Origin of the sequence: Lelliottia sp. WB101, from assembly GCF_003051885.1 — a bacterium.
In the GTDB taxonomy this organism is placed as follows: Bacteria; Pseudomonadota; Gammaproteobacteria; order Enterobacterales; family Enterobacteriaceae; genus Enterobacter; species Enterobacter nimipressuralis.
In genome coordinates, this window is sequence record NZ_CP028520.1 from 1,078,403 (window position 1) to 1,101,908 (window position 23,506).

Annotated in this window: 17 protein-coding genes, 4 tRNA genes, 3 rRNA genes and 1 riboswitch; of the genes, 20 read left to right on the forward strand and 4 right to left on the reverse strand. The window is 53.7% G+C overall.

Going from position 1 to position 23,506, the window contains the following annotated elements; genetic code table 11:
- The first annotated feature begins 46 nt into the window (after positions 1-46).
- Positions 47-1,420 (forward strand): argininosuccinate lyase, encoded by a 1,374-nt coding sequence (argH, locus tag DAI21_RS05055; protein WP_100778400.1) that lies wholly within the window; start codon positions 47-49, stop codon positions 1,418-1,420.
- 292 nt (positions 1,421-1,712) lie between these two features.
- On the forward strand, positions 1,713-2,630 hold the full coding sequence (gene oxyR, locus DAI21_RS05065) for a DNA-binding transcriptional regulator OxyR (protein WP_095283927.1): 918 nt from the start codon (positions 1,713-1,715) through the stop codon (positions 2,628-2,630).
- On the opposite strand, the gene sthA is transcribed toward oxyR, so the two are convergent.
- A complete protein-coding gene (sthA, locus tag DAI21_RS05070) occupies positions 2,613-4,013 on the reverse strand; it encodes a Si-specific NAD(P)(+) transhydrogenase (RefSeq protein WP_100778401.1) in 1,401 nt (466 codons plus the stop codon). The two genes, oxyR and sthA, sit on opposite strands and share 18 nt — an antisense overlap.
- Before the next feature lie 196 nt (positions 4,014-4,209).
- Here sthA and fabR point away from each other — a divergent pair, with 196 nt between their 5' ends.
- Positions 4,210-4,854: an HTH-type transcriptional repressor FabR gene (gene fabR / locus DAI21_RS05075; RefSeq protein ID WP_129035629.1), complete on the forward strand. Its 645-nt coding sequence runs from the start codon at positions 4,210-4,212 to the stop codon at positions 4,852-4,854.
- Complete coding sequence (locus DAI21_RS05080) at positions 4,854-5,213, forward strand: YijD family membrane protein (protein WP_100778403.1); 360 nt, start codon at positions 4,854-4,856, stop codon at positions 5,211-5,213. Before fabR ends, DAI21_RS05080 begins: the two co-directional genes overlap by 1 nt.
- Positions 5,214-5,296: 83 nt before the next feature.
- Here DAI21_RS05080 and trmA read toward each other — a convergent pair whose 3' ends face one another.
- Positions 5,297-6,397 carry a tRNA (uridine(54)-C5)-methyltransferase TrmA gene (trmA, locus tag DAI21_RS05085; protein WP_100778404.1) on the reverse strand — a complete coding sequence of 367 codons (1,101 nt, stop codon included), beginning with the start codon at positions 6,395-6,397 and terminating at the stop codon, positions 5,297-5,299.
- 104 nt (positions 6,398-6,501) lie between these two features.
- Positions 6,502-6,679: riboswitch (cobalamin riboswitch) on the forward strand.
- A gap of 65 nt (positions 6,680-6,744) precedes the next feature.
- Here trmA and btuB point away from each other — a divergent pair.
- The 9 genes from btuB to DAI21_RS05130 all read left to right on the forward strand — a co-directional run bounded on the left by btuB (position 6,745) and on the right by DAI21_RS05130 (position 15,235).
- The gene (gene btuB / locus DAI21_RS05090; RefSeq protein WP_107702628.1) at positions 6,745-8,598 is read left to right on the forward strand and encodes a TonB-dependent vitamin B12 receptor BtuB; all 1,854 of its coding nucleotides are present in this window, start codon (positions 6,745-6,747) and stop codon (positions 8,596-8,598) included.
- Positions 8,543-9,394, forward strand: a complete 852-nt coding sequence (gene murI / locus DAI21_RS05095) for a glutamate racemase (RefSeq protein ID WP_102105806.1) — start codon at positions 8,543-8,545, stop codon at positions 9,392-9,394. Before btuB ends, murI begins: the two co-directional genes overlap by 56 nt.
- A gap of 383 nt (positions 9,395-9,777) precedes the next feature.
- Positions 9,778-11,317: ribosomal RNA gene (locus tag DAI21_RS05100) — 16S ribosomal RNA — on the forward strand.
- A 71-nt stretch (positions 11,318-11,388) separates the two neighbouring features.
- Positions 11,389-11,465 (forward strand) — tRNA-Ile (locus tag DAI21_RS05105).
- Between the two features lie 110 nt (positions 11,466-11,575).
- Positions 11,576-11,651 (forward strand) — tRNA-Ala (locus tag DAI21_RS05110).
- 207 nt (positions 11,652-11,858) lie between these two features.
- Positions 11,859-14,763, forward strand: a 23S ribosomal RNA gene (locus DAI21_RS05115).
- A gap of 95 nt (positions 14,764-14,858) precedes the next feature.
- Positions 14,859-14,974: ribosomal RNA gene (rrf, locus tag DAI21_RS05120) — 5S ribosomal RNA — on the forward strand.
- The 16S, 23S and 5S rRNA genes sit together here with 4 tRNA genes alongside, the layout of an rRNA operon.
- Positions 14,975-15,029: 55 nt before the next feature.
- A tRNA-Asp gene (locus DAI21_RS05125) sits at positions 15,030-15,106 on the forward strand.
- 53 nt (positions 15,107-15,159) lie between these two features.
- Positions 15,160-15,235 (forward strand) — tRNA-Trp (locus tag DAI21_RS05130).
- Between the two features lie 92 nt (positions 15,236-15,327).
- Here the strand turns inward: DAI21_RS05130 and hdfR are convergent.
- On the reverse strand, positions 15,328-16,149 hold the full coding sequence (gene hdfR / locus DAI21_RS05135) for an HTH-type transcriptional regulator HdfR (RefSeq protein ID WP_100778407.1): 822 nt from the start codon (positions 16,147-16,149) through the stop codon (positions 15,328-15,330).
- Between the two features lie 118 nt (positions 16,150-16,267).
- Between hdfR and DAI21_RS05140 the strand changes: the two genes are divergently transcribed.
- Entirely contained in the window at positions 16,268-16,606 is a 339-nt protein-coding gene (locus tag DAI21_RS05140) for a DUF413 domain-containing protein (RefSeq protein WP_100778408.1), read from the forward strand.
- 31 nt (positions 16,607-16,637) lie between these two features.
- On the opposite strand, the gene DAI21_RS05145 is transcribed toward DAI21_RS05140, so the two are convergent.
- Positions 16,638-18,158: a YifB family Mg chelatase-like AAA ATPase gene (locus DAI21_RS05145; protein ID WP_107702629.1), complete on the reverse strand. Its 1,521-nt coding sequence runs from the start codon at positions 18,156-18,158 to the stop codon at positions 16,638-16,640.
- Between the two features lie 343 nt (positions 18,159-18,501).
- On the opposite strand from DAI21_RS05145, the gene ilvL reads away from it, so the two are divergent.
- The 6 genes from ilvL to ilvD all read left to right on the forward strand — a co-directional run bounded on the left by ilvL (position 18,502) and on the right by ilvD (position 23,504).
- A complete protein-coding gene (ilvL, locus tag DAI21_RS05150) occupies positions 18,502-18,600 on the forward strand; it encodes an ilv operon leader peptide (protein ID WP_023620831.1) in 99 nt (32 codons plus the stop codon).
- Positions 18,601-18,686: 86 nt separating this feature from the next.
- Positions 18,687-18,743 carry a peptide IlvX gene (ilvX, locus tag DAI21_RS23050; RefSeq protein WP_194514210.1) on the forward strand — a complete coding sequence of 19 codons (57 nt, stop codon included), beginning with the start codon at positions 18,687-18,689 and terminating at the stop codon, positions 18,741-18,743.
- A complete protein-coding gene (gene ilvG, locus DAI21_RS05155) occupies positions 18,740-20,386 on the forward strand; it encodes an acetolactate synthase 2 catalytic subunit (protein ID WP_100778410.1) in 1,647 nt (548 codons plus the stop codon). The genes ilvX and ilvG overlap by 4 nt, the downstream gene beginning before the upstream one ends.
- Positions 20,383-20,646 (forward strand): acetolactate synthase 2 small subunit, encoded by a 264-nt coding sequence (ilvM, locus tag DAI21_RS05160; RefSeq protein ID WP_095283916.1) that lies wholly within the window; start codon positions 20,383-20,385, stop codon positions 20,644-20,646. The genes ilvG and ilvM overlap by 4 nt, the downstream gene beginning before the upstream one ends.
- A gap of 18 nt (positions 20,647-20,664) precedes the next feature.
- Positions 20,665-21,594: a branched-chain-amino-acid transaminase gene (ilvE, locus tag DAI21_RS05165; protein ID WP_100778411.1), complete on the forward strand. Its 930-nt coding sequence runs from the start codon at positions 20,665-20,667 to the stop codon at positions 21,592-21,594.
- A gap of 59 nt (positions 21,595-21,653) precedes the next feature.
- Positions 21,654-23,504 (forward strand): dihydroxy-acid dehydratase, encoded by a 1,851-nt coding sequence (gene ilvD / locus DAI21_RS05170; RefSeq protein ID WP_107702630.1) that lies wholly within the window; start codon positions 21,654-21,656, stop codon positions 23,502-23,504.
- Positions 23,505-23,506 lie beyond the last annotated feature (2 nt).

A 23,506-nucleotide genomic window follows, 5' to 3' on the forward strand; every position in this document is an offset into this window, starting at 1 on the left:
GCGCAGCGCGACCCGACAGAACTAACCGAATTTAAGGAAGCATGTTATGGCACTTTGGGGTGGGCGTTTTACACAGGCAGCGGATCAGCGTTTCAAACAGTTCAATGACTCTTTGCGCTTCGACTACCGCCTGGCCGAACAGGATATCGTCGGCTCTGTGGCCTGGTCTAAAGCGCTGGTTACCGTTGGCGTGCTGACGGCAGACGAACAAGTGCAGCTCGAAGAGGCGCTGAACAATCTGCTGGAAGAGGTGCGTCTGAATCCGCAGCAGATCCTTGAGAGCGATGCTGAAGATATTCATAGCTGGGTGGAAGGCAAACTGATCGACAAAGTCGGCCAGTTGGGTAAAAAGCTGCACACCGGGCGTAGCCGTAACGATCAGGTCGCGACTGACCTGAAGCTGTGGTGTAAAGACACTGTTGTGGAGCTGCTGTCGGCGAATCGCCAGCTGCAGAGTGCGCTGGTGGAAACAGCGCATCACAATCAGGACGCGGTGATGCCGGGTTATACCCACCTGCAGCGCGCGCAGCCGGTGACGTTTGCTCACTGGTGTCTGGCCTATGTTGAAATGCTGGCGCGCGATGAGAGTCGTTTGCAGGATACCCTGAAGCGTCTGGACGTCAGTCCGCTGGGCAGCGGTGCGCTGGCCGGCACGGCGTATGAAATCGACCGTGAACAGTTAGCCGGCTGGCTGGGCTTTGCTTCTGCCACCCGTAACAGCCTGGACAGCGTTTCCGATCGCGACCACGTGCTGGAGCTACTGTCGAATGCGTCCATTGGCATGGTGCATCTGTCGCGCTTTGCCGAAGATCTGATTTTCTTCAACTCCGGTGAAGCCGGGTTTGTTGAGCTGTCTGATCGCGTGACGTCCGGTTCTTCCCTGATGCCGCAGAAGAAAAACCCGGATGCGCTGGAGCTGATCCGGGGTAAATGTGGCCGCGTGCAGGGCGCGCTGACCGGCATGATGATGACGCTGAAAGGGCTGCCACTGGCCTACAACAAAGACATGCAGGAAGATAAAGAGGGGCTGTTTGATGCTCTCGACACCTGGCTCGACTGCCTGCATATGGGCGCGCTGGTGCTGGACGGTATTCAGGTGAAACGTCCGCGCTGCCAGGAAGCGGCGCAGCAGGGCTATGCGAACTCTACGGAGCTGGCGGATTATCTGGTCGCTAAAGGCGTGCCGTTCCGTGAAGCGCACCATATTGTGGGCGAAGCGGTGGTTGAGGCGATTCGTCAGGGCAAGCCGCTGGAAGATCTTACGCTTGCCGATCTGCAGAAATTCAGTGCGGTGATTGGCGATGACGTTTATCCGATTCTGGCGCTGCAATCCTGCCTGGATAAGCGTGCGGCGAAAGGCGGTGTGTCGCCGAAGCAGGTGGCGCAGGCGATTGCGGATGCGAAAGATCGGCTGATCTAAGTCGGTACATTGCCGGGTGGCGCAGCGCTTACCCGGCCAATAAAAATCAGGCCTGGCGTTTGCCGGGCTTTTTTTATGCAAAAAAAAGCGGACACAGGGTCCGCAAAAGTTCACGTTGGCTTTAGTTGTTCGAGTTTTGAGAGAAACTCGTATAACGCGGCGGTGCTTCAAGGGTCAAACAGTCACCGCCTCGTCTATGTGGTGTATTATTCAACAGAATGCTTGATAGGGATAATCGTTCGTTGCTATGCTATCTATCGCCATGAACTATCGTGGCGACGGAGGATGAATAATGAATATTCGTGATCTTGAATACCTGGTAGCGTTAGCTGAGCATCGTCATTTTCGCCGCGCGGCAGATTCCTGCCACGTCAGCCAGCCGACCCTGAGCGGTCAGATCCGCAAGCTGGAAGATGAGCTGGGCGTGATGCTGCTGGAACGTACCAGTCGTAAAGTGCTGTTCACCCAGGCCGGTTTGCTGCTGGTGGATCAGGCGCGCACCGTGCTGCGCGAGGTCAAAGTGCTCAAGGAAATGGCAAGCCAGCAGGGGGAAGCCATGTCCGGCCCACTGCACATTGGCCTGATCCCTACCGTTGGCCCCTATTTGTTGCCGCAAATTATCCCGATGCTGCACCAGACCTTCCCGAAACTCGAAATGTATCTGCACGAAGCCCAGACCCATCAACTGCTGGCGCAGCTGGATAGCGGTAAGCTCGACTGTGCCATTCTGGCGCTGGTCAAAGAGAGCGAAGCCTTTATCGAAGTGCCGCTGTTTGATGAGCCGATGATGCTGGCGATCTATGAGGATCACCCGTGGGCGAACCGCGATCGCGTGCCGATGTCCGATCTGGCGGGTGAAAAGCTGCTGATGCTCGAAGACGGTCACTGTCTGCGCGATCAGGCGATGGGTTTTTGCTTTGAAGCGGGTGCGGATGAAGATACCCATTTCCGTGCAACCAGCCTGGAAACGCTGCGCAATATGGTGGCGGCGGGAAGTGGCATTACACTGCTGCCTGCGCTGGCCGTACCGCGCGAGCGCAAACGCGATGGTGTGGTTTATCTGCCGTGCATTAAACCTGAGCCGCGTCGTACCATTGGTCTGGTCTATCGTCCAGGATCACCGCTGCGCAGCCGCTATGAGCAGCTGGCAGAGGCCATCCGCAGTTCGATGGATGGCCACTTTGACGGTGCGTTAAAACAGGCGGTTTAAACCGTTCAGCGCGGCTACCCGATAGGCTTCTGCCATCGTCGGGTAGTTAAAGGTGGTGTTAACGAAGTACTCAATCGTGTTACCGCCACCTTTTTGCTCCATGATGGCCTGACCGATATGAATGATTTCCGCCGCGCGTTCACCGAAGCAGTGAATCCCGAGGATCTCTTTCGTCTCGCGATGGAACAAAATCTTCAGCGTTCCCACGCTCATTCCCACGATTTGCGCCCGCGCCAGATGCTTGAACTGCGCACGACCCACCTCGTAAGGCACCTTCATTGACGTCAGCTGCTGTTCGGTTTTGCCCACCGAGCTGATCTCCGGAATCGTGTAAATCCCGGTTGGAATATCCTCGATCAGATGCGCAGTCGCTTCGCCTTTCACCAGCGCCTGTGCAGCGATGCGGCCCTGGTCGTAAGCGGCGGAAGCCAGGCTCGGATAACCAATCACATCCCCCACCGCGTAGATATGCGGTAAGGCAGTCTGATACATGCTGTTGACCTTCAGCTGACCACGGCTGTCCGTTTCAAGACCGATGTTTTCCAGCGCCAGCGAATCGGTGTTACCCGTACGCCCGTTGGCATACAGCAGGCAGTCGGCTTTGAGCTTTTTCCCGGATTTCAGGTGCATGATCACACCGTCATCGCAGCCTTCGATTTTCTCGTACTCTTCGTTGTGGCGAATAACCACGCCGCTGTTCCAGAAGTGGTAGGAGAGGGAGTCGGACATCTCCTGATCGAGAAACGCCAGCAGACGGTCACGGGTGTTGATCAGGTCGACTTTCACGTCCATTCCACGGAAGATCGATGCATATTCGCAGCCAATCACCCCTGCGCCGTAGATCAGCACGTGGCGCGGTTCATGGTGCAGGCTCAAAATCGAGTCGCTGTCGTAGACGCGCGGATGAGAGAAATCGACGTCGGTCGGATGGTACGGGCGTGAGCCGCAGGCGATGACAAATTTCTCGGCGGTAATCGTCTCGACGGAACCGTCATGACACTTCAGCGCCAGCGTGTGTTCGTCAACAAAGTGCGCGTCGCCCTGCAAAATTTCGCAGTGATTGCGCTCGTAAAACCCCTGGCGCATCCGCGTTTGCTGATTAATGACGTTATCAGCATGGTTGAGGATGTCGGCAAAGGAAGAACGAAGAAGTCGGGAATGGTCGCTGTAAAGAGGGTTCTGGTTAAATTCAATAATGCGGCTAACGGCGTGGCGGAGGGCTTTAGAAGGGATGGTGCCCCAGTGGGTGCAACCGCCGCCAACATTATGGTAGCGCTCAATGACCGCTACTCTGGCTCCCTGTTTCACCAGTCCCATAGCAGCGCCTTCGCCGCCGGGGCCGGAACCAATAACTATTGCGTCGTAATCGTAGGTGTGTGGCATGGCAAGGCTTACCTGTTCTTATACATAAAAGCAACAGAATAGTAACATCATTAGCAGGATAACCCAATTATCGTTGTGCTCTTTTCGAGCTGTGGAGCACAAACCTCACGTAAACAATCATTCACAAAGTGATGCAAACAGATTAATTTTATTCTCTGGTATAGTGCCTGAAGGCCTTTGGAAGGATTCAACTATTGTGATGGGCGTAAGAGCACAACAAAAAGAGAAAACCCGGCGTTCGCTGGTGGAAGCGGCATTTAGTCAACTGAGTGCTGAGCGAAGTTTTGCGAGTTTGAGCCTGCGCGAAGTCGCACGCGAGGCCGGGATTGCGCCAACGTCCTTTTATCGTCATTTTCGTGATGTGGATGAGTTGGGTCTGACCATGGTGGATGAGAGCGGCCTGATGCTGCGCCAGCTTATGCGCCAGGCGCGTCAGCGTATCGCTAAAGGCGGCAGCGTGATCCGCACGTCCGTTTCAACGTTTATGGAATTTATCGGCAACAATCCCAACGCGTTTCGACTGTTATTGCGCGAACGTTCGGGGACATCTGCCGCGTTTCGTGCCGCCGTTGCGCGTGAAATTCAGCATTTTATTGCGGAACTTGCCGACTATCTCGAAATCGAAAACCATATGCCACGCGCCTTCACGGAAGCGCAGGCCGAGGCGATGGTGACCATTGTTTTCAGTGCGGGTGCCGAAGCACTGGATGTTGGCGTTGAACAACGCAAGCAACTCGAAGAGCGACTGGTATTACAGCTGAGGATGATTTCCAAAGGGGCGTATTACTGGTACCGCCGGGAACAAGAAAAGTCGGCGCATCAAATCGACGAAGGTGAGTAATGAAACAGTCAGGTCAGGATAAAGGTACGTTGTTGCTGGCATTGATCGCTGGCTTATCTATTAACGGAACATTTGCAGCCGTGTTCAGCTCGATTGTGCCGTTTTCGATCTTCCCGCTTATTGCCCTGGTGCTGACGGTTTACTGTCTGCATCAGCGCTATCAGAACCGTACCATGCCGGTAGGTTTACCGGGCCTGGCTGCCGCGTTCTTTATCCTGGGCGTTCTGTTGTATAGCACCGTGGTGCGCGCGGAATATCCGGATATCGGCTCTAACTTCCTGCCTGCGGTGCTGTCAGTGGCGCTGGTGTTCTGGATTGGTATTAAGATGCGTAACCGTAAGCATCAAATCCATGAATAACGGGATGTTGTAGGGTAGACAGGCGTAGCGCCACCTGCCGAAAAAAAGCCGGATGGCGTTTCGCTTATCCGGCCTACGAGATTTTACTTCGCCGTTAACAGTACGCCGCACTCCATATGGTGCGTATACGGGAACTGATCGAACAACGCCAGACGTTCAACCTTGTGCGTCTGGCTTAATGTTTCCAGATTCTTACACAGCGTCTCCGGATTGCAGGAGATGTAAAGAATACGCGGATACGCCTGCACCATCTTCTCGGTTTCGCTGTCCAGCCCGCTGCGCGGTGGATCGACGAAAATCGTCTCGCACTGGTAGCTCTTCAGATCGATTCCCTGCAAGCGGTTGAATTCACGCACGCCGTTCATGGCCTGCGTAAACTCTTCGGCTGCCATACGGATAATTTGCACATTATCAATGTGGTTCGCCGCGATGTTGTACTGCGCTGCCGCGACGGAGGGTTTAGCAATTTCGGTGGCCAGAACGCGTTCAAAGTTGCGCGCCAGCGCGAGGGAGAAGTTGCCGTTCCCGCAGTATAGCTCGAGCAAATCACCCGTTGCCCCTTCGGTGGCGTTCAGCGCCCACTCCAGCATCTGCACGTTCATCGCCGCATTCGGCTGCGTGAAGCTGTTTTCGACCTGGCGATAAATCATCTCTTTCCCGGCCACTGGCAGACGTTCATCCACATAGTCCTGATCGAGCATGATTTTGGTTTTGGTGGCGCGGCCAATCAGATGCACATTGATATTCTGGGCACGCAGCGCATCGCGCAGCGCTTCCGCTTCCTGACGCCATTCATCATTCAGGGTTTTGTGATAAAGCAGGGAGACGATCGCCTGGTTGCTTTGCGTGGTCAGGTAATCAATCTGGAACAATTTGTGGCGCAGAATCGGGTTTTCACGTACGCCTTCAATCATCAGCGTCATTAACTGGTTAATTAATTCACTCGCGGCCGGGAAGCTGTTTACGCGGATGCGGGACTTGGTCTGCTGATCGAAAATGATGTGGTACAGATCGTCGCCGTCATGCCAGATACGGAATTCAGCGCGCATGCGATAGTGACTGACCGGCGAGCGGAACACCTCGGGAACGGGCGCCGCAAAAGGCGTCATCATACTTTGCAGGCGGACCACTTTTTCTGCCAGCTGCGCGTCGTACTGTTCTGTCGGGAGGTGTTCGGGGGTCATGATGCATCCTGAGTGGTAAACAATTTCGCGGGGATTGTAAGCACTGTACAGGGGATGTCCAGATTTAATCATGCATAGCTGTCTGGACATCCATACGTTTCTAATTGTAGCATTCTGTTTCCGGTCTCCTGTAAGTGAAAAGGGAATCCAGTGTAAATCTGGAGCTGACGCGCAGCGGTAAAGACTGGCGGGATGAATGTTGTAGACACTGCTTTCGAGTGGGAAGTCTTCATCCACACACGCCACCAAGCCCGAAGACCTGCCGGTGTTACGTCGCATTTGGTTTCATCATCGCGTGCTATAGATGACGCCTGCGGCATCCTTCTTATATTGTGGATGCTTTAACAATGATTAAAAAAGTATCGCTGATGACGGCGCTTTCCGTCACGGCTTTTTCGGGCTGGGCGCAGGAAAGCGCTGACTCGTTGGTGGTGACAGCAAACCGTTTTGAGCAACCGGCAAATACCGTTCTGGCACCGACGTCGGTGGTGACCCGTGAAGATATCGAACGCTGGCAGGCCAAGAGCGTCGTGGAAGTCATGCAGCGCCTGCCGGGTGTGGATATCGCCCAAAGCGGCGGCATGGGGGCAAACGCTTCTACTTTTATACGCGGTACGGAATCACGTCACGTTCTGGTGCTGATTGACGGCATCCCGCTGAACAACGCCGGGATCAGTAATGTCGCCGATCTTAGCCAAATCCCTACTTCTCTTATCCAGCGTCTTGAGTACATTCGCGGTCCACGGTCTGCGCTGTATGGTTCCGATGCGATTGGCGGCGTAATCAACATTATCACCGGACGCGATCAGCCTGGCGGTGAGATCTCTGCGGGCGTGGGGTCGAAGGGCTATCAATCTTACGACGGTTCATTCCAGCAGCGCTTCGATAAAACCAAAGTCACCGTTGCGGGCAACTATACCTATACCCGCGGTTTTGATATTGATGCGCAGGATGCACCGCGTCAGCCGGATCGCGACGGTTTTATGAGTAAGTCTCTGTACGGCTCCGTGGAGCAGCAAATCACCGACAGCGTGAGCGGCTTCTTCCGTGGTTTTGGCTATGACAACCGTACTGCGTATGACGGTTATGATCACTACGATGCCAATTTCATGATCGACGGAAGACCGGATACACGCCAGCTCTACAGTCAAAACTGGGATACGGGCCTGCGTTATAACCAGGGGATTTTCCAGTCTCAACTGGTGGCGGGGTATGGCCGCAGTAAAGATCAGAATTATGATCCGAAAAAAGGACGTTACGCGGATTCGGCAACGACTGACGATGTGAAGCAGTACACCACTCAATGGCTGAATCATATTCAAGTCGGCCACGGTAATATCGGTGCGGGTCTGGACTGGCAGAAACAAAAAACCCAGGCGGGAACGGGGTATCTGGATAAAGGTTACGAGCAACGTAACACCGGTGTGTTCTTGTCTGCTATGCAGCAGTTCAATAGCGTGACGCTTGAAGCGGCTGCGCGTAATGACGATAACTCTAACTTTGGTAATCACGGTACCTGGCAAACCAGTGCGGCGTGGGAGTTTATTGATGGTTACCGCGCTATTGCCTCTTACGGTACGGCGTATAAAGCCCCAACAATGAGCCAGATTCACAGCGCGACTTACGGGAATCCGGACCTTAAACCGGAAGAGAGTAAGCAGTGGGAAGGAGGCTTTGAAGGTCTGACGGGACCGGTAAACTGGCGTGTTACAGGTTATCGTAATGATATTGATAACCTGATCAGCAGCGATCCGCACACGTATCGTTACTACAACGTCGACGAAGCCCGTATTAAAGGTATCGAAGCCACAGCACAGTTCGACACTGGCCTGGTGGGGCATCAGATTTCCTATGATTATGTGGATCCCCGTAACGCTAAAACTAACGAAGTGCTGGCCCGCCGTTCGAAGCAGCAGGTTAAGTATCAGCTGGACTGGCAGGTTTGGGATCTCGACTGGAATCTGGCCTACCGCTATCTGGGCACGCGTTATGATGTGGCATACGATCCCAATACCTATACGTCTGAACGTGTGAAAATGGGTGGCGTAAGTCTGTGGGATGTCGCAGTTTCATATCCTGTCACCTCACATCTGACAGTTCGTGGTAAAATAGCTAACCTGTTCGATAAAGATTACGAGACAGTTTATGGCTACCAAACTGCAGGACGGGAATACACCTTGTCTGGCAGCTACACCTTCTGATCCACGTCCCACCGTGCTGGTGTTTGACTCCGGCGTCGGTGGGCTTTCGGTCTACGATGAGATTCGGCATCTTCTGCCGGATCTTCATTACATCTATGCCTTCGATAACGTCGCTTTTCCTTATGGGGAAAAGAGCGAAGACTTTATCGTTGAGCGTGTCCTGGAAATCGTCACTGCCGTCCAACAGCGTTATCCCTTAGCGCTGGCCGTGATTGCCTGTAATACCGCAAGCACCGTTTCCCTTCCTGCATTACGCGAAAAATTCCCGTTCCCCGTTGTGGGCGTGGTGCCGGCGATTAAGCCTGCGGCTCGTCTGACGGCGAACGGTATCGTCGGCCTGCTGGCGACGCGCGGGACGGTGAAGCGTCCTTATACGCGTGAGCTGATTGACCGCTTCGCTAACGAATGCTCGATTGCCATGCTCGGCTCAGCCGAACTGGTGGAGATGGCCGAAGCGAAGCTGCATGGTCATCCGGTGCCGCTGGAGGAGCTGCGTCGCATTTTGCGTCCATGGCTACGAATGGCTGAACCACCGGATACGGTTGTGCTGGGCTGCACGCATTTCCCGCTTTTACAGGACGAGCTGCTTGAGGTCTTGCCGGAAGGCACACGTCTGGTCGACTCCGGTGCAGCGATTGCCCGACGCACCGCCTGGCTTCTTGAACATGAAGCGCCAGATGCCAAATCCAGTGACAAGAATATTGCTTTCTGTATGGCGCTCACCCCTGAGACTGAGCAACTTTTACCCGTCTTACGCCGATATGGCTTTGAAACGCTCGAAAAACTGGCGCTGTAGCACGGTTTTGAACAAAAAAAAGGCGGTTGAAAGTTTTTTTTAAAAGAGGGGTTGTCAACGTCTGAGAACTCCCTATAATGCGCCTCCACTGACACGGAACAACGGCACGCAAGCCGCCGGGACAGAAGGGGTTCAGCGATGAACGCCGACAGCGAAAAGCGAAATTAAACGCTTGACTCTGAATGAGGAAAACGTATTATACGGGACCTCGCAACGGTGAGCGAAAGCCGCGTTGCACTGCTCTTTAACAATTTATCAGACAATCTGTGTGGGCACTCAAAGTGACATGGATTCTAAACGTCGCAAGACGCTAAATGAATACCAAAGTCTCTGAGTGAACATACGTAATTCATTACGAAGTTTAATTCACGAGCATCAAACTTAAATTGAAGAGTTTGATCATGGCTCAGATTGAACGCTGGCGGCAGGCCTAACACATGCAAGTCGAGCGGTAGCACAGAGAGCTTGCTCTCGGGTGACGAGCGGCGGACGGGTGAGTAATGTCTGGGAAACTGCCTGATGGAGGGGGATAACTACTGGAAACGGTAGCTAATACCGCATAACGTCGCAAGACCAAAGAGGGGGACCTTCGGGCCTCTTGCCATCAGATGTGCCCAGATGGGATTAGCTAGTAGGTGGGGTAACGGCTCACCTAGGCGACGATCCCTAGCTGGTCTGAGAGGATGACCAGCCACACTGGAACTGAGACACGGTCCAGACTCCTACGGGAGGCAGCAGTGGGGAATATTGCACAATGGGCGCAAGCCTGATGCAGCCATGCCGCGTGTATGAAGAAGGCCTTCGGGTTGTAAAGTACTTTCAGCGAGGAGGAAGGCATTGAGGTTAATAACCTCAGTGATTGACGTTACTCGCAGAAGAAGCACCGGCTAACTCCGTGCCAGCAGCCGCGGTAATACGGAGGGTGCAAGCGTTAATCGGAATTACTGGGCGTAAAGCGCACGCAGGCGGTCTGTCAAGTCGGATGTGAAATCCCCGGGCTCAACCTGGGAACTGCATTCGAAACTGGCAGGCTAGAGTCTTGTAGAGGGGGGTAGAATTCCAGGTGTAGCGGTGAAATGCGTAGAGATCTGGAGGAATACCGGTGGCGAAGGCGGCCCCCTGGACAAAGACTGACGCTCAGGTGCGAAAGCGTGGGGAGCAAACAGGATTAGATACCCTGGTAGTCCACGCCGTAAACGATGTCGACTTGGAGGTTGTTCCCTTGAGGAGTGGCTTCCGGAGCTAACGCGTTAAGTCGACCGCCTGGGGAGTACGGCCGCAAGGTTAAAACTCAAATGAATTGACGGGGGCCCGCACAAGCGGTGGAGCATGTGGTTTAATTCGATGCAACGCGAAGAACCTTACCTACTCTTGACATCCAGAGAACTTAGCAGAGATGCTTTGGTGCCTTCGGGAACTCTGAGACAGGTGCTGCATGGCTGTCGTCAGCTCGTGTTGTGAAATGTTGGGTTAAGTCCCGCAACGAGCGCAACCCTTATCCTTTGTTGCCAGCGGTCCGGCCGGGAACTCAAAGGAGACTGCCAGTGATAAACTGGAGGAAGGTGGGGATGACGTCAAGTCATCATGGCCCTTACGAGTAGGGCTACACACGTGCTACAATGGCGTATACAAAGAGAAGCGACCTCGCGAGAGCAAGCGGACCTCATAAAGTACGTCGTAGTCCGGATTGGAGTCTGCAACTCGACTCCATGAAGTCGGAATCGCTAGTAATCGTAGATCAGAATGCTACGGTGAATACGTTCCCGGGCCTTGTACACACCGCCCGTCACACCATGGGAGTGGGTTGCAAAAGAAGTAGGTAGCTTAACCTTCGGGAGGGCGCTTACCACTTTGTGATTCATGACTGGGGTGAAGTCGTAACAAGGTAACCGTAGGGGAACCTGCGGTTGGATCACCTCCTTACCTGAAAGAACCTGCCTTTGTAGTGCTCACACAGATTGTCTGATGAAAAATAAGCAGTAAAAAATCTCTGCAGGCTTGTAGCTCAGGTGGTTAGAGCGCACCCCTGATAAGGGTGAGGTCGGTGGTTCAAGTCCACTCAGGCCTACCAAATTTATCCTGATACTGCGTTGTGAAACGGCTCGCATACTTCAGTATGCTTCGTCCTTCCACGCCTTGTCTCAGTCTAAATTACCGGTAATGAGATTTAGCATTTGTGATGGGGTTATAGCTCAGCTGGGAGAGCGCCTGCCTTGCACGCAGGAGGTCTGCGGTTCGATCCCGCATAGCTCCACCATCCTTTTACTGCGAACAACAAGAAAACTTCAGAGTGTACCTGAAAAGGTTCACTGCGAAGTTTTGCTCTTTAAAAATCTGGATCAAGCTGAAAATTGAAACGACACGCTGCGTCTGTTCTCCGTAATAAGAACAGAGTGACGGTGTGTTCGAGTCTCTCAAATTTTCGCGACACGACGATGTTTTACGAAACATCTTCGGGTTGTGAGGTTAAGCGACTAAGCGTACACGGTGGATGCCCTGGCAGTCAGAGGCGATGAAGGGCGTGCTAATCTGCGATAAGCGTCGGCGAGGTGATATGAACCTTTGACCCGGCGATACCCGAATGGGGAAACCCAGTGTGTTCCGACACACTATCATGTCATGAATACATAGTGGCATGAGGCGAACCGGGGGAACTGAAACATCTAAGTACCCCGAGGAAAAGAAATCAACCGAGATTCCCCCAGTAGCGGCGAGCGAACGGGGAGGAGCCCAGAGTCTGAATCAGCGCGTGTGTTAGTGGAACGGTCTGGAAAGTCCGGCGATACAGGGTGACAGCCCCGTACACAAAAATGCACACGTTGTGAACTCGAAGAGTAGGGCGGGACACGTGGTATCCTGTCTGAATATGGGGGGACCATCCTCCAAGGCTAAATACTCCTGACTGACCGATAGTGAACCAGTACCGTGAGGGAAAGGCGAAAAGAACCCCGGCGAGGGGAGTGAAAAAGAACCTGAAACCGTGTACGTACAAGCAGTGGGAGCCTCTTTATGGGGTGACTGCGTACCTTTTGTATAATGGGTCAGCGACTTATATTCTGTAGCAAGGTTAACCGTATAGGGGAGCCGAAGGGAAACCGAGTCTTAACTGGGCGTTAAGTTGCAGGGTATAGACCCGAAACCCGGTGATCTAGCCATGGGCAGGTTGAAGGTTGGGTAACACTAACTGGAGGACCGAACCGACTAATGTTGAAAAATTAGCGGATGACTTGTGGCTGGGGGTGAAAGGCCAATCAAACCGGGAGATAGCTGGTTCTCCCCGAAAGCTATTTAGGTAGCGCCTCGTGAACTCATCTTCGGGGGTAGAGCACTGTTTCGGCTAGGGGGCCATCCCGGCTTACCAACCCGATGCAAACTACGAATACCGAAGAATGTTATCACGGGAGACACACGGCGGGTGCTAACGTCCGTCGTGAAGAGGGAAACAACCCAGACCGCCAGCTAAGGTCCCAAAGTCATGGTTAAGTGGGAAACGATGTGGGAAGGCACAGACAGCCAGGATGTTGGCTTAGAAGCAGCCATCATTTAAAGAAAGCGTAATAGCTCACTGGTCGAGTCGGCCTGCGCGGAAGATGTAACGGGGCTAAACCATGCACCGAAGCTGCGGCAGCGACGCTTATGCGTTGTTGGGTAGGGGAGCGTTCTGTAAGCCGTTGAAGGTGTGCTGTGAGGCATGCTGGAGGTATCAGAAGTGCGAATGCTGACATAAGTAACGATAAAGCGGGTGAAAAGCCCGCTCGCCGGAAGACCAAGGGTTCCTGTCCAACGTTAATCGGGGCAGGGTGAGTCGACCCCTAAGGCGAGGCCGAAAGGCGTAGTCGATGGGAAACAGGTTAATATTCCTGTACTTGGTGTTACTGCGAAGGGGGACGGAGAAGGCTATGTTAGCCGGGCGACGGTTGTCCCGGTTTAAGCATGTAGGCGGAGGTTCCAGGTAAATCCGGTACCTTTTTAACGCTGAGGTGTGATGACGAGGCACTACGGTGCTGAAGTAACAAATGCCCTGCTTCCAGGAAAAGCCTCTAAGCATCAGGTAACATCAAATCGTACCCCAAACCGACACAGGTGGTCAGGTAGAGAATACCAAGGCGCTTGAGAGAACTCGGGTGAAGGAACTAGGCAAAATGGTGCCGTAACTTCGGGAGAAGGCACGCTGGTGTGTAGGTGAAGTCCCTGCGGACGGAGCTGAAACCAGTCGAAGATACCAGCTGGCTGCAACTGTTTATTAAAAACACAGCACTGTGCAAACACGAAAGTGGACGTATACGGTGTGACGCCTGCCCGGTGCCGGAAGGTTAATTGATGGGGTTAGCGGCAACGCGAAGCTCTTGATCGAAGCCCCGGTAAACGGCGGCCGTAACTATAACGGTCCTAAGGTAGCGAAATTCCTTGTCGGGTAAGTTCCGACCTGCACGAATGGCGTAATGATGGCCAGGCTGTCTCCACCCGAGACTCAGTGAAATTGAACTCGCTGTGAAGATGCAGTGTACCCGCGGCAAGACGGAAAGACCCCGTGAACCTTTACTATAGCTTGACACTGAACACTGGTCCTTGATGTGTAGGATAGGTGGGAGGCTTTGAAGCGTGGACGCCAGTCTGCGTGGAGCCAACCTTGAAATACCACCCTTTAATGGCTGGTGTTCTAACGTAGACCCGTAATCCGGGTTGCGGACAGTGTCTGGTGGGTAGTTTGACTGGGGCGGTCTCCTCCTAAAGAGTAACGGAGGAGCACGAAGGTTAGCTAATCCTGGTCGGACATCAGGAGGTTAGTGCAATGGCATAAGCTAGCTTGACTGCGAGAGTGACGGCTCGAGCAGGTGCGAAAGCAGGTCATAGTGATCCGGTGGTTCTGAATGGAAGGGCCATCGCTCAACGGATAAAAGGTACTCCGGGGATAACAGGCTGATACCGCCCAAGAGTTCATATCGACGGCGGTGTTTGGCACCTCGATGTCGGCTCATCACATCCTGGGGCTGAAGTAGGTCCCAAGGGTACGGCTGTTCGCCGTTTAAAGTGGTACGCGAGCTGGGTTTAGAACGTCGTGAGACAGTTCGGTCCCTATCTGCCGTGGGCGCTGGAGAATTGAGGGGGGCTGCTCCTAGTACGAGAGGACCGGAGTGGACGCATCACTGGTGTTCGGGTTGTCATGCCAATGGCATTGCCCGGTAGCTAAATGCGGAAAAGATAAGTGCTGAAAGCATCTAAGCACGAAACTTGCCCCGAGATGAGTTCTCCCTGACTCCTTGAGAGTCCTGAAGGAACGTTGAAGACTACGACGTTGATAGGCTGGGTGTGTAAGTGCAGCGATGTATTGAGCTAACCAGTACTAATGAACCGTGAGGCTTAACCTTACAACGCCGAAGATGTTTTGGCGAAGCAGAGACAGACGATTTTCAGCTGATACAGATTAATTAATGCGCAGAGATGCGTGTTGATACAGAATTTGCCTGGCGGCTTTAGCGCGGTGGTCCCACCTGACCCCATGCCGAACTCAGAAGTGAAACGCCGTAGCGCCGATGGTAGTGTGGGGTCTCCCCATGTGAGAGTAGGGAACTGCCAGGCATCAAATTAAGTAGTAAACCGGTGCATGAATCCGGTGGTTACAGAAGTCTTCGGTGGAGCGGTAGTTCAGTCGGTTAGAATACCTGCCTGTCACGCAGGGGGTCGCGGGTTCGAGTCCCGTCCGTTCCGCCACTTATTAAGATATTAAGCCTGCTTACCTAGCAGGCTTAATAGCAAGAAGATTTAGGGGCGTAGCTCAGTTGGTAGAGCACCGGTCTCCAAAACCGGGTGTCGCGAGTTCGAGTCTCTCCGCCCCTGCCATATATAATCCTTTGCTTCGGCAAAGGATTTTTTTTTGCTTTAAATACCTCAAAAAACCCTGTCTTTCTTGCGTCCCTGCCAGACTCTCAAAACTAATCCATTACGTTGATTTTCAATAGATCTTTAATTTGGACATGCTTGTCGCTGTTCTGAAGCCAGATCGCATAGAGTGGCCGGACAAGCGTTGTAGAATCAGAGACAGTATGCAGTCCGGGTTTGTCATCCGCCCAACGAGTGGGTAACCAGGTGCAACCATTGAGAAGGGCTAATTGCTGACAGGCGATCTCTGCAGAGCTGGTCGTCAGTGAAGGGACATCATCCGCCGCGATCAAACCCACTTCATGCTGCTGGAAATCGGGGCCCCATTCCAGTCGTAAATAGCTGAGATCCGCTTTCATCATCGAAGGCTGAGAAGCATAGAGTGCCAGATTAAATTGTCCCAGGATCTGGCTGCTAAATTCATCCATTTTGGGAGCTTCAGTCGTGATCAGCAGATCTAACTGCCGTTCATGTAACTGCTTCACCAGCGACTGCCGCTGTGCAATTCGGGCTTCAAATTGCAGGTTGTTGTGCGACTTATACAATCGTGTAAGCCACTGACTCAGCATGCATTCCCAAAGGGATGCACTCGCCCCGATAGAAAACTCGTTGTATCTGGAAGTATGAGCCACCTCCTTTCGCGCCGCCTGCCAGGTATTCATCAGTGTCTCAGCGTAGGGTAAGAGCTTCTCACCAGCCGCCGTTAAGCGAATATTGTTGCGATGGCGGGTAAAAAGATTCACACCGAGTTGATTTTCCAGCTGACGAATACGAAAACTCACCGCTGACTGTGTCAGGTAGAGTGCTTCCGCCGCTCGCCCAAAGTGACGCGTTCTGCTCACTTCGAGGAAAGTTTTTAGCAATTCCGTATCCATATCTTTCTCCGCAAAATTATTTGTCGTGATGATTTAAATGTTTTGTTTGACGCTCTGTCAAGCGTAACTAATACTCCGCGCCATAAATAGCTCGGCCAAAGAATTAGGAGCGTGTAGGATGGCGGAAAGCTTTACGACAACTAATCGTTTTTTCGACAATAAAAATTATCCGCGCGGGTTCTCTCGTCATGGCGATTTCACCATCAAAGAGGCGCAACTGCTTGAGCGCCATGGTTATGCCTTTAACGAGCTGGATCTGGGGAAACGTGAGCCTGCAACTGAAGACGAAAAACTGTTTGTTGCCGTTTGCCGTGGTGAGCGTGAGCCAGAATCTGAAGCAGAACGCGTATGGATCAAATACATGGCTCGCATTAAGCGACCAAAGCGTTTCCATACTCTCTCCGGCGGTAAGCCGCAGATGGAAGGTGCAGAAGACTACACCGAATCTGACGATTGATATGATGTGAAAAGGGGCTGCGGCCCCTTTTTTACGCCAGCATCTTTTGCAGGTGCAGCAGCAAACGGTCTATTGCGCGATAACTTAGCGCTTCCTGCAGATGTTGCCGCGCGATATCACCACTCCCCTCCAAATCAGCGATAGTACGCGCAACCTTCAACAGGCGTTGCCATGCTCGTACTGAGAGGCCAAATCGCGTCAGCGTCTCTTCCAGCCAGCGTGAATCAACTTCGGACAGACAACAAAACTGACGGATCTCTGCGTTATCGAGACGCGCATTGAGCTTGTTCTGACGTAAATACTGCCGTTCCTGGGCTCGAATCACGCGTTCCCGTACGGTGCTGCTGTTCTCCCCTGTGTTACTCATCTGGCTGAGCACTCCCGGTGGCGGCAGTGGGATTTCGAGCGAGAGATCGAAGCGGTCGAGGAACGGGCCTGACAGTCGTCCCAGATAACGAAGTGTCTGCTCAGGTGTACTTCGGTTGTGGTTGCCCTGGTAATGGCCTGATGGGCTGGGATTCATGGCAGCAATGAGTTGGAACTGCGCCGGATAGCTGATCTTGGCCCGGGTACGGGAGATATGAATCTGCCCGGACTCGATCGGTTCGCGCAGGGCATCCAGAACACGTCTTTCGAATTCAGGTAATTCATCCAGAAACAGAATCCCGTGGTGTGCGAGGGAAATTTCACCAGGTATTGGGATCGAACCGCCGCCAACCATCGCCGTGAGTGAGGCGCTGTGATGTGGGGAGCGAAACGGCCTTCTGCGCCAGTGCTTCTGTAGGGATGTGGAATTCGTCAGACTAATGATTGCTGCGCTCTCCAGAGCTTCATGGTTGCTCAGTGGGGGCAACAAACCGTTAAGCCTACTGGCAAGCATAGTTTTCCCTGTGCCTGGCGGCCCAATCAGCAGCAGGTTGTGGCCGCCAGCCGCAGTGATTTCCAGCGCGCGCTTGCCCTGCTCCTGACCAATGATGTCGCTAAGATCCTCCAGATGTTCCGGCACACCGATACGATTCTCTTCAGGTTCAGCCAACTCATGACGCCCCTCCAGAAATGCACACACCTCCTGTAAATGTCCGGCAATCAGGCACCCCTTTTCCTCAATGAGGCTGACTTCTGATGAGTTCTCAGTAGCCACGATGATATGTCTTCCGGCCTGTAACGCGGCTAACACTCCCGAGATTGCGCCTGGAACGCCTCTTAACGCGCCTGTAAGCGCCAGTTCGCCCACAAACTCATACCGATTCAAATGGGGAGCGTTAAGCTGCTCAGAGGCAGAGAGAAGCGCTATGGCGATAGGTAAATCATATCGCCCGCCTTCTTTTGGGAGGTCGGCAGGGGCCAGGTTGATGGTTATCTTCTTGGCGGGAAAGGTATAACCGCTATTGATGATAGCGCTGCGAACGCGATCCCGGGCCTCTTTCACGGTGGTTTCCGGGAGTCCGACGAGGGTTAAGCCGGGCAGTCCATTGCTCAGATGAACTTCCACAGAAATAAGCGGCGCCTGTACGCCCAACGCTGCGCGAGTAAAAACGACTGACAGTGACATAGGTGTCTCCTTTGCCAGTCACTATGCCAGTGTGTTTTGTGGTTTTTTAGCGTCAATTGCAGACATTACGAGGCGTGTTCATGCTTTTTAATGAAACAAAGTCACACTTGCTTTATGGCGGAAGAACGATCGCAAATGCGCAAAAATCGACTTTTTTTCTGTTGGAGACACTATTTAAAAAATGAAAAATATTCATTTTCTATTTTCCTTATATAAAACAAACATTTTTTGCGAAAGTATTCGCTGGCTAAGCAATCGCGTCATAAATATTTCTTGTGTTTAATTCAATGTCTGTGATACCTCTTTAGGTATTCCTTCGAACAAGATGCCAAAAGAACTCAAAATGACAGCCCTTCTACTAGTGATTAGCCTGGTCGTGATTAGCGTGGTGGTGATTATTATCCCACCGTGCGGGGCTGCACTTGGACGAGGAAAGGCTTAAAAAACAAGCCTTAACGAACTAAGACCCCCGCACCGAAAGGTCCGGGGGTTTTTTTATGACCTAAAAACTTAAATGAGGAGCAGATAATGACAACTAGCACAAAATTCTGTTTCTCCAGATTTATGACGGGGAACTCACTATGAACGGGGCACAATGGGTAGTACATGCGTTGCGAGCGCAAGGAGTCGAGACGGTCTTCGGTTATCCGGGTGGCGCAATTATGCCGATTTACGATGCACTGTATGACGGCGGCGTGGAGCACCTGTTGTGCCGACACGAGCAGGGTGCGGCGATGGCGGCGATTGGTTTCGCCCGAGCGACCGGTAAAACGGGTGTTTGCATGGCCACTTCAGGACCGGGTGCGACCAACCTGATCACTGGCCTTGCCGATGCGCTGCTGGATTCCGTTCCCGTCGTCGCCATTACCGGGCAGGTTGCCTCACCGTTTATTGGTACCGATGCGTTTCAGGAAGTGGACGTTCTCGGTTTGTCCCTGGCCTGCACCAAGCACAGCTTCCTGGTGCAGTCGCTGGAAGAGCTGCCGCGTGTCATGGCAGAGGCCTTCCAGGTGGCAAACTCAGGCCGTCCTGGCCCCGTTCTGATTGATATTCCCAAAGATATTCAGGTGGCAGTCGGCGATTTAGAGCCGCACTTCTCCACCGTTGAAAATGATGACTTTTTCCCGCAGGTGGAAGTTGAACTGGCTCGCCAGATGCTGGCCCAGGCGCAGCAGCCGATGCTGTATGTCGGGGGCGGAGTGGGGATGGCGCAAGCGGTTCCCGCGCTGCGCGAATTTATCGCTGCAACGCAAATTCCTGCGACCTGCACCCTGAAAGGGCTGGGTGCTGTTGAAGCGGATTACCCGTATTACCTCGGCATGCTGGGGATGCATGGCACTAGGGCCGCAAATCTGGCAGTGCAAGAATGCGACCTGCTGATCGCCGTTGGCGCGCGTTTCGACGACCGTGTGACCGGTAAGCTGAACACCTTCGCCCCGAATGCCAAAGTGATCCATATGGATATCGATCCGGCCGAAATGAATAAACTGCGCCAGGCGCACGTGGCGTTGCAGGGCGATCTGAACGCGCTGTTACCGGCGTTGCAGCAGCCGTTGTCCATCAATGAATGGCGTCAGCACACGGCGCAGATGCGCGTGGAAAATAGCTGGCGTTACGATCATCCTGGTGAGGCAATTTACGCTCCACTGCTGTTAAAACAGCTGTCGGATCGCAAACCAGCTGACTGCGTCGTTACCACCGATGTCGGCCAGCACCAGATGTGGTCTGCCCAGCATATGACCTACACCCGCCCGGAAAATTTCATCACCTCCAGCGGATTAGGCACCATGGGCTTCGGCCTGCCAGCAGCCGTCGGCGCTCAGGTTGCACGCCCGAATGACACGGTCATCTGCGTTTCGGGGGATGGATCATTCATGATGAACGTGCAGGAGCTGGGCACGGTCAAACGCAAACAGCTGCCGCTGAAAATCCTGTTACTGGATAACCAGCGTTTAGGCATGGTTCGCCAGTGGCAGCAGCTCTTTTTCCAGGAGCGCTACAGCGAAACTACCCTCACTGATAATCCTGATTTCCTCGTGCTGGCCAGCGCCTTCGGCATCCCTGGCCAACACATCACCCGTAAAGACCAGGTTGAAGCGGCACTCGACACCATGCTGTCCAGCGAAGGGCCATACCTGCTTCATGTCTCAATCGACGAACTTGAGAATGTCTGGCCGTTGGTGCCACCTGGCGCCAGTAACGCACAAATGATGGAGAAATTATCATGATGCAACATCAGGTCGCCGTTCAGGCCCGCTTCAACCCAGAAACATTAGAGCGCGTATTGCGCGTCGTTCGCCACCGTGGTTTTCAGATCTGTGCCATGAATATGGAAACCGCCACCGATGCCCAGAACATAAATATCGAATTGACCGTTGCCAGTCCACGGTCGGTCGACTTACTGTTTAGCCAGTTAAGTAAACTGGTAGATGTTGCCCATGTGGCCATCTGCCAGAGCACAACCACATCACAACAAATCCGCGCTTAAGCGTGACAGGAAGAAAACATGACGACGAAGAAAGCTGATTACATTTGGTTCAACGGTGAGATGGTTCGTTGGGAAGATGCCACGGTACACGTGATGTCTCACGCCCTGCATTACGGTACCTCTGTGTTTGAAGGTGTCCGTTGCTACGACTCTCACAAAGGACCAGTGGTGTTCCGCCATCGCGAACACATGCAGCGTCTGCATGATTCAGCCAAAATTTATCGTTTCCCGGTCTCTCAGAGCGTTGATGAGCTGATGGAAGCGTGCCGCGAAGTGCTCCGTAAAAACAATCTGACCAGCGCCTATATTCGCCCGCTGGTCTTCGTGGGTGATGTGGGCATGGGCGTTAACCCGCCAGCCGGTTACTCCACTGACGTCATCATTGCCGCGTTCCCGTGGGGAGCTTATCTGGGTGCAGAAGCTCTGGAGCAGGGGATCGACGCAATGGTTTCATCCTGGAATCGCGTCGCACCAAACACCATCCCAACGGCCGCGAAAGCGGGCGGTAACTACCTCTCTTCCCTGCTGGTCGGTAGCGAAGCGCGCCGCCACGGTTATCAGGAAGGTATCGCTCTGGACGTGAACGGCTACATCTCAGAAGGCGCCGGTGAAAACCTGTTTGAAGTGAAAGACGGCATTCTGTTCACCCCGCCATTCACCTCCTCAGCACTGCCGGGCATCACTCGTGATGCGATCATCAAGCTGGCGAAAGATCTGGGTATCGAAGTCCGTGAGCAGGTTCTGTCCCGCGAATCCCTGTACCTGGCAGATGAAGTGTTTATGTCCGGTACCGCAGCTGAAATCACCCCGGTTCGCAGTGTGGACGGTATTCAGGTCGGCGAAGGCCGCCGTGGCCCGGTTACCAAACGTATTCAGGATGCATTCTTTGGCCTCTTCACCGGTGAAACGGAAGATAAATGGGGCTGGTTGGATCAAGTTAATTCATAAGCATAATTTTGGGACGGCACGCACCGTCCCAGTGAATATTCAGACGGGAGTAAAAGAGCATGCCTAAGTATCGTTCCGCCACCACCACCCATGGCCGTAATATGGCCGGTGCCCGCGCGCTGTGGCGCGCTACCGGGATGACCGACGCTGACTTCGGTAAGCCGATTATCGCTGTGGTTAACTCCTTTACCCAGTTTGTGCCGGGGCACGTCCACCTGCGCGATCTGGGTAAACTGGTTGCTGAGCAAATTGAAGCCGCAGGCGGCGTGGCGAAAGAGTTCAATACCATCGCTGTCGATGATGGTATCGCGATGGGCCACGGGGGCATGCTCTATTCACTGCCGTCGCGCGAGCTGATCGCCGATTCGGTCGAGTACATGGTTAACGCCCACTGCGCTGATGCGATGGTGTGTATCTCCAACTGCGACAAAATCACCCCAGGGATGCTGATGGCGTCCCTGCGCCTGAACATTCCGGTGATCTTCGTCTCTGGCGGCCCGATGGAAGCCGGTAAAACCAAGCTTTCAGACAAGATCATCAAGCTCGACCTGGTCGACGCGATGATTCAGGGCGCGGACCCGAAAGTCTCCGACGAGCAGAGCGATCAGGTTGAGCGCTCAGCGTGTCCGACCTGCGGATCCTGTTCCGGGATGTTCACCGCCAACTCCATGAACTGTCTGACCGAAGCCCTCGGCCTTTCCCAGCCAGGTAACGGCTCCCTGCTGGCAACGCACGCCGACCGCAAACAGCTGTTCCTGAATGCGGGTACTCGCATCGTGGAACTGACCAAACGTTATTACGAGCAAGACGACGTCAGCGCACTGCCACGCAACATCGCCAACAAAGCGGCGTTCGAAAATGCCATGACGCTGGATATCGCCATGGGCGGTTCCACCAATACCGTTCTGCACCTGCTGGCAGCGGCGCAGGAAGCTGAAATTGATTTCACCATGAGTGACATCGACAAGCTTTCCCGCAAAGTGCCGCAGCTGTGTAAGGTCGCGCCAAGTACGCAGAAATACCACATGGAAGACGTACACCGTGCCGGTGGCGTGCTGGGTATTCTCGGCGAGCTGGAACGTGCCGGTCTGCTGAACCGTGAAGTGAAAAACATTCTCGGCCTGACGCTGCCGCAAACGCTGGAGCAGTACGACGTGATGCTGACCAAAGACGACGCGGTGAAAAAGATGTTCCGCGCCGGTCCGGCAGGTATTCGCACCACGCAGGCCTTCTCGCAGGATTGCCGCTGGGACACACTGGATGACGACCGCGCTGAAGGCTGCATCCGTTCTCTGGAAAATGCCTATAGCAAGGACGGCGGTCTGGCCGTGCTGTACGGCAACTTTGCTGAAAACGGCTGTATCGTAAAAACAGCGGGCGTGGACGATAGCATTCTGAAATTCACCGGTCCGGCGAAAGTGTACGAAAGCCAGGATGCTGCGGTTGACGCGATTCTGGGCGGTAAAGTGGTGGCGGGCGATGTGGTTGTTATCCGCTACGAAGGGCCAAAAGGCGGGCCGGGCATGCAAGAAATGCTCTATCCGACCACCTTCCTGAAATCTATGGGTCTCGGCAAAGCCTGCGCGCTGATCACCGATGGCCGTTTCTCCGGCGGTACCTCTGGTCTCTCTATCGGCCATGTTTCTCCGGAAGCCGCGAGCGGCGGCAACATCGCCATCATTGAAGACGGTGACATGATTGCGATCGACATTCCGAATCGCGGCATTCAGTTGCAGCTGAGCGAGCAGGAAATTGCCGCGCGTCGTGAAGCGCAGGAAGCCCGTGGCGATAAAGCCTGGACGCCAAAAGATCGCCAGCGTGAAGTCTCCTTCGCCCTGCGCGCTTATGCCACCCTTGCCACCAGTGCGGACAAAGGCGCGGTGCGCGATAAATCCAAGCTTGGGGGCTAATG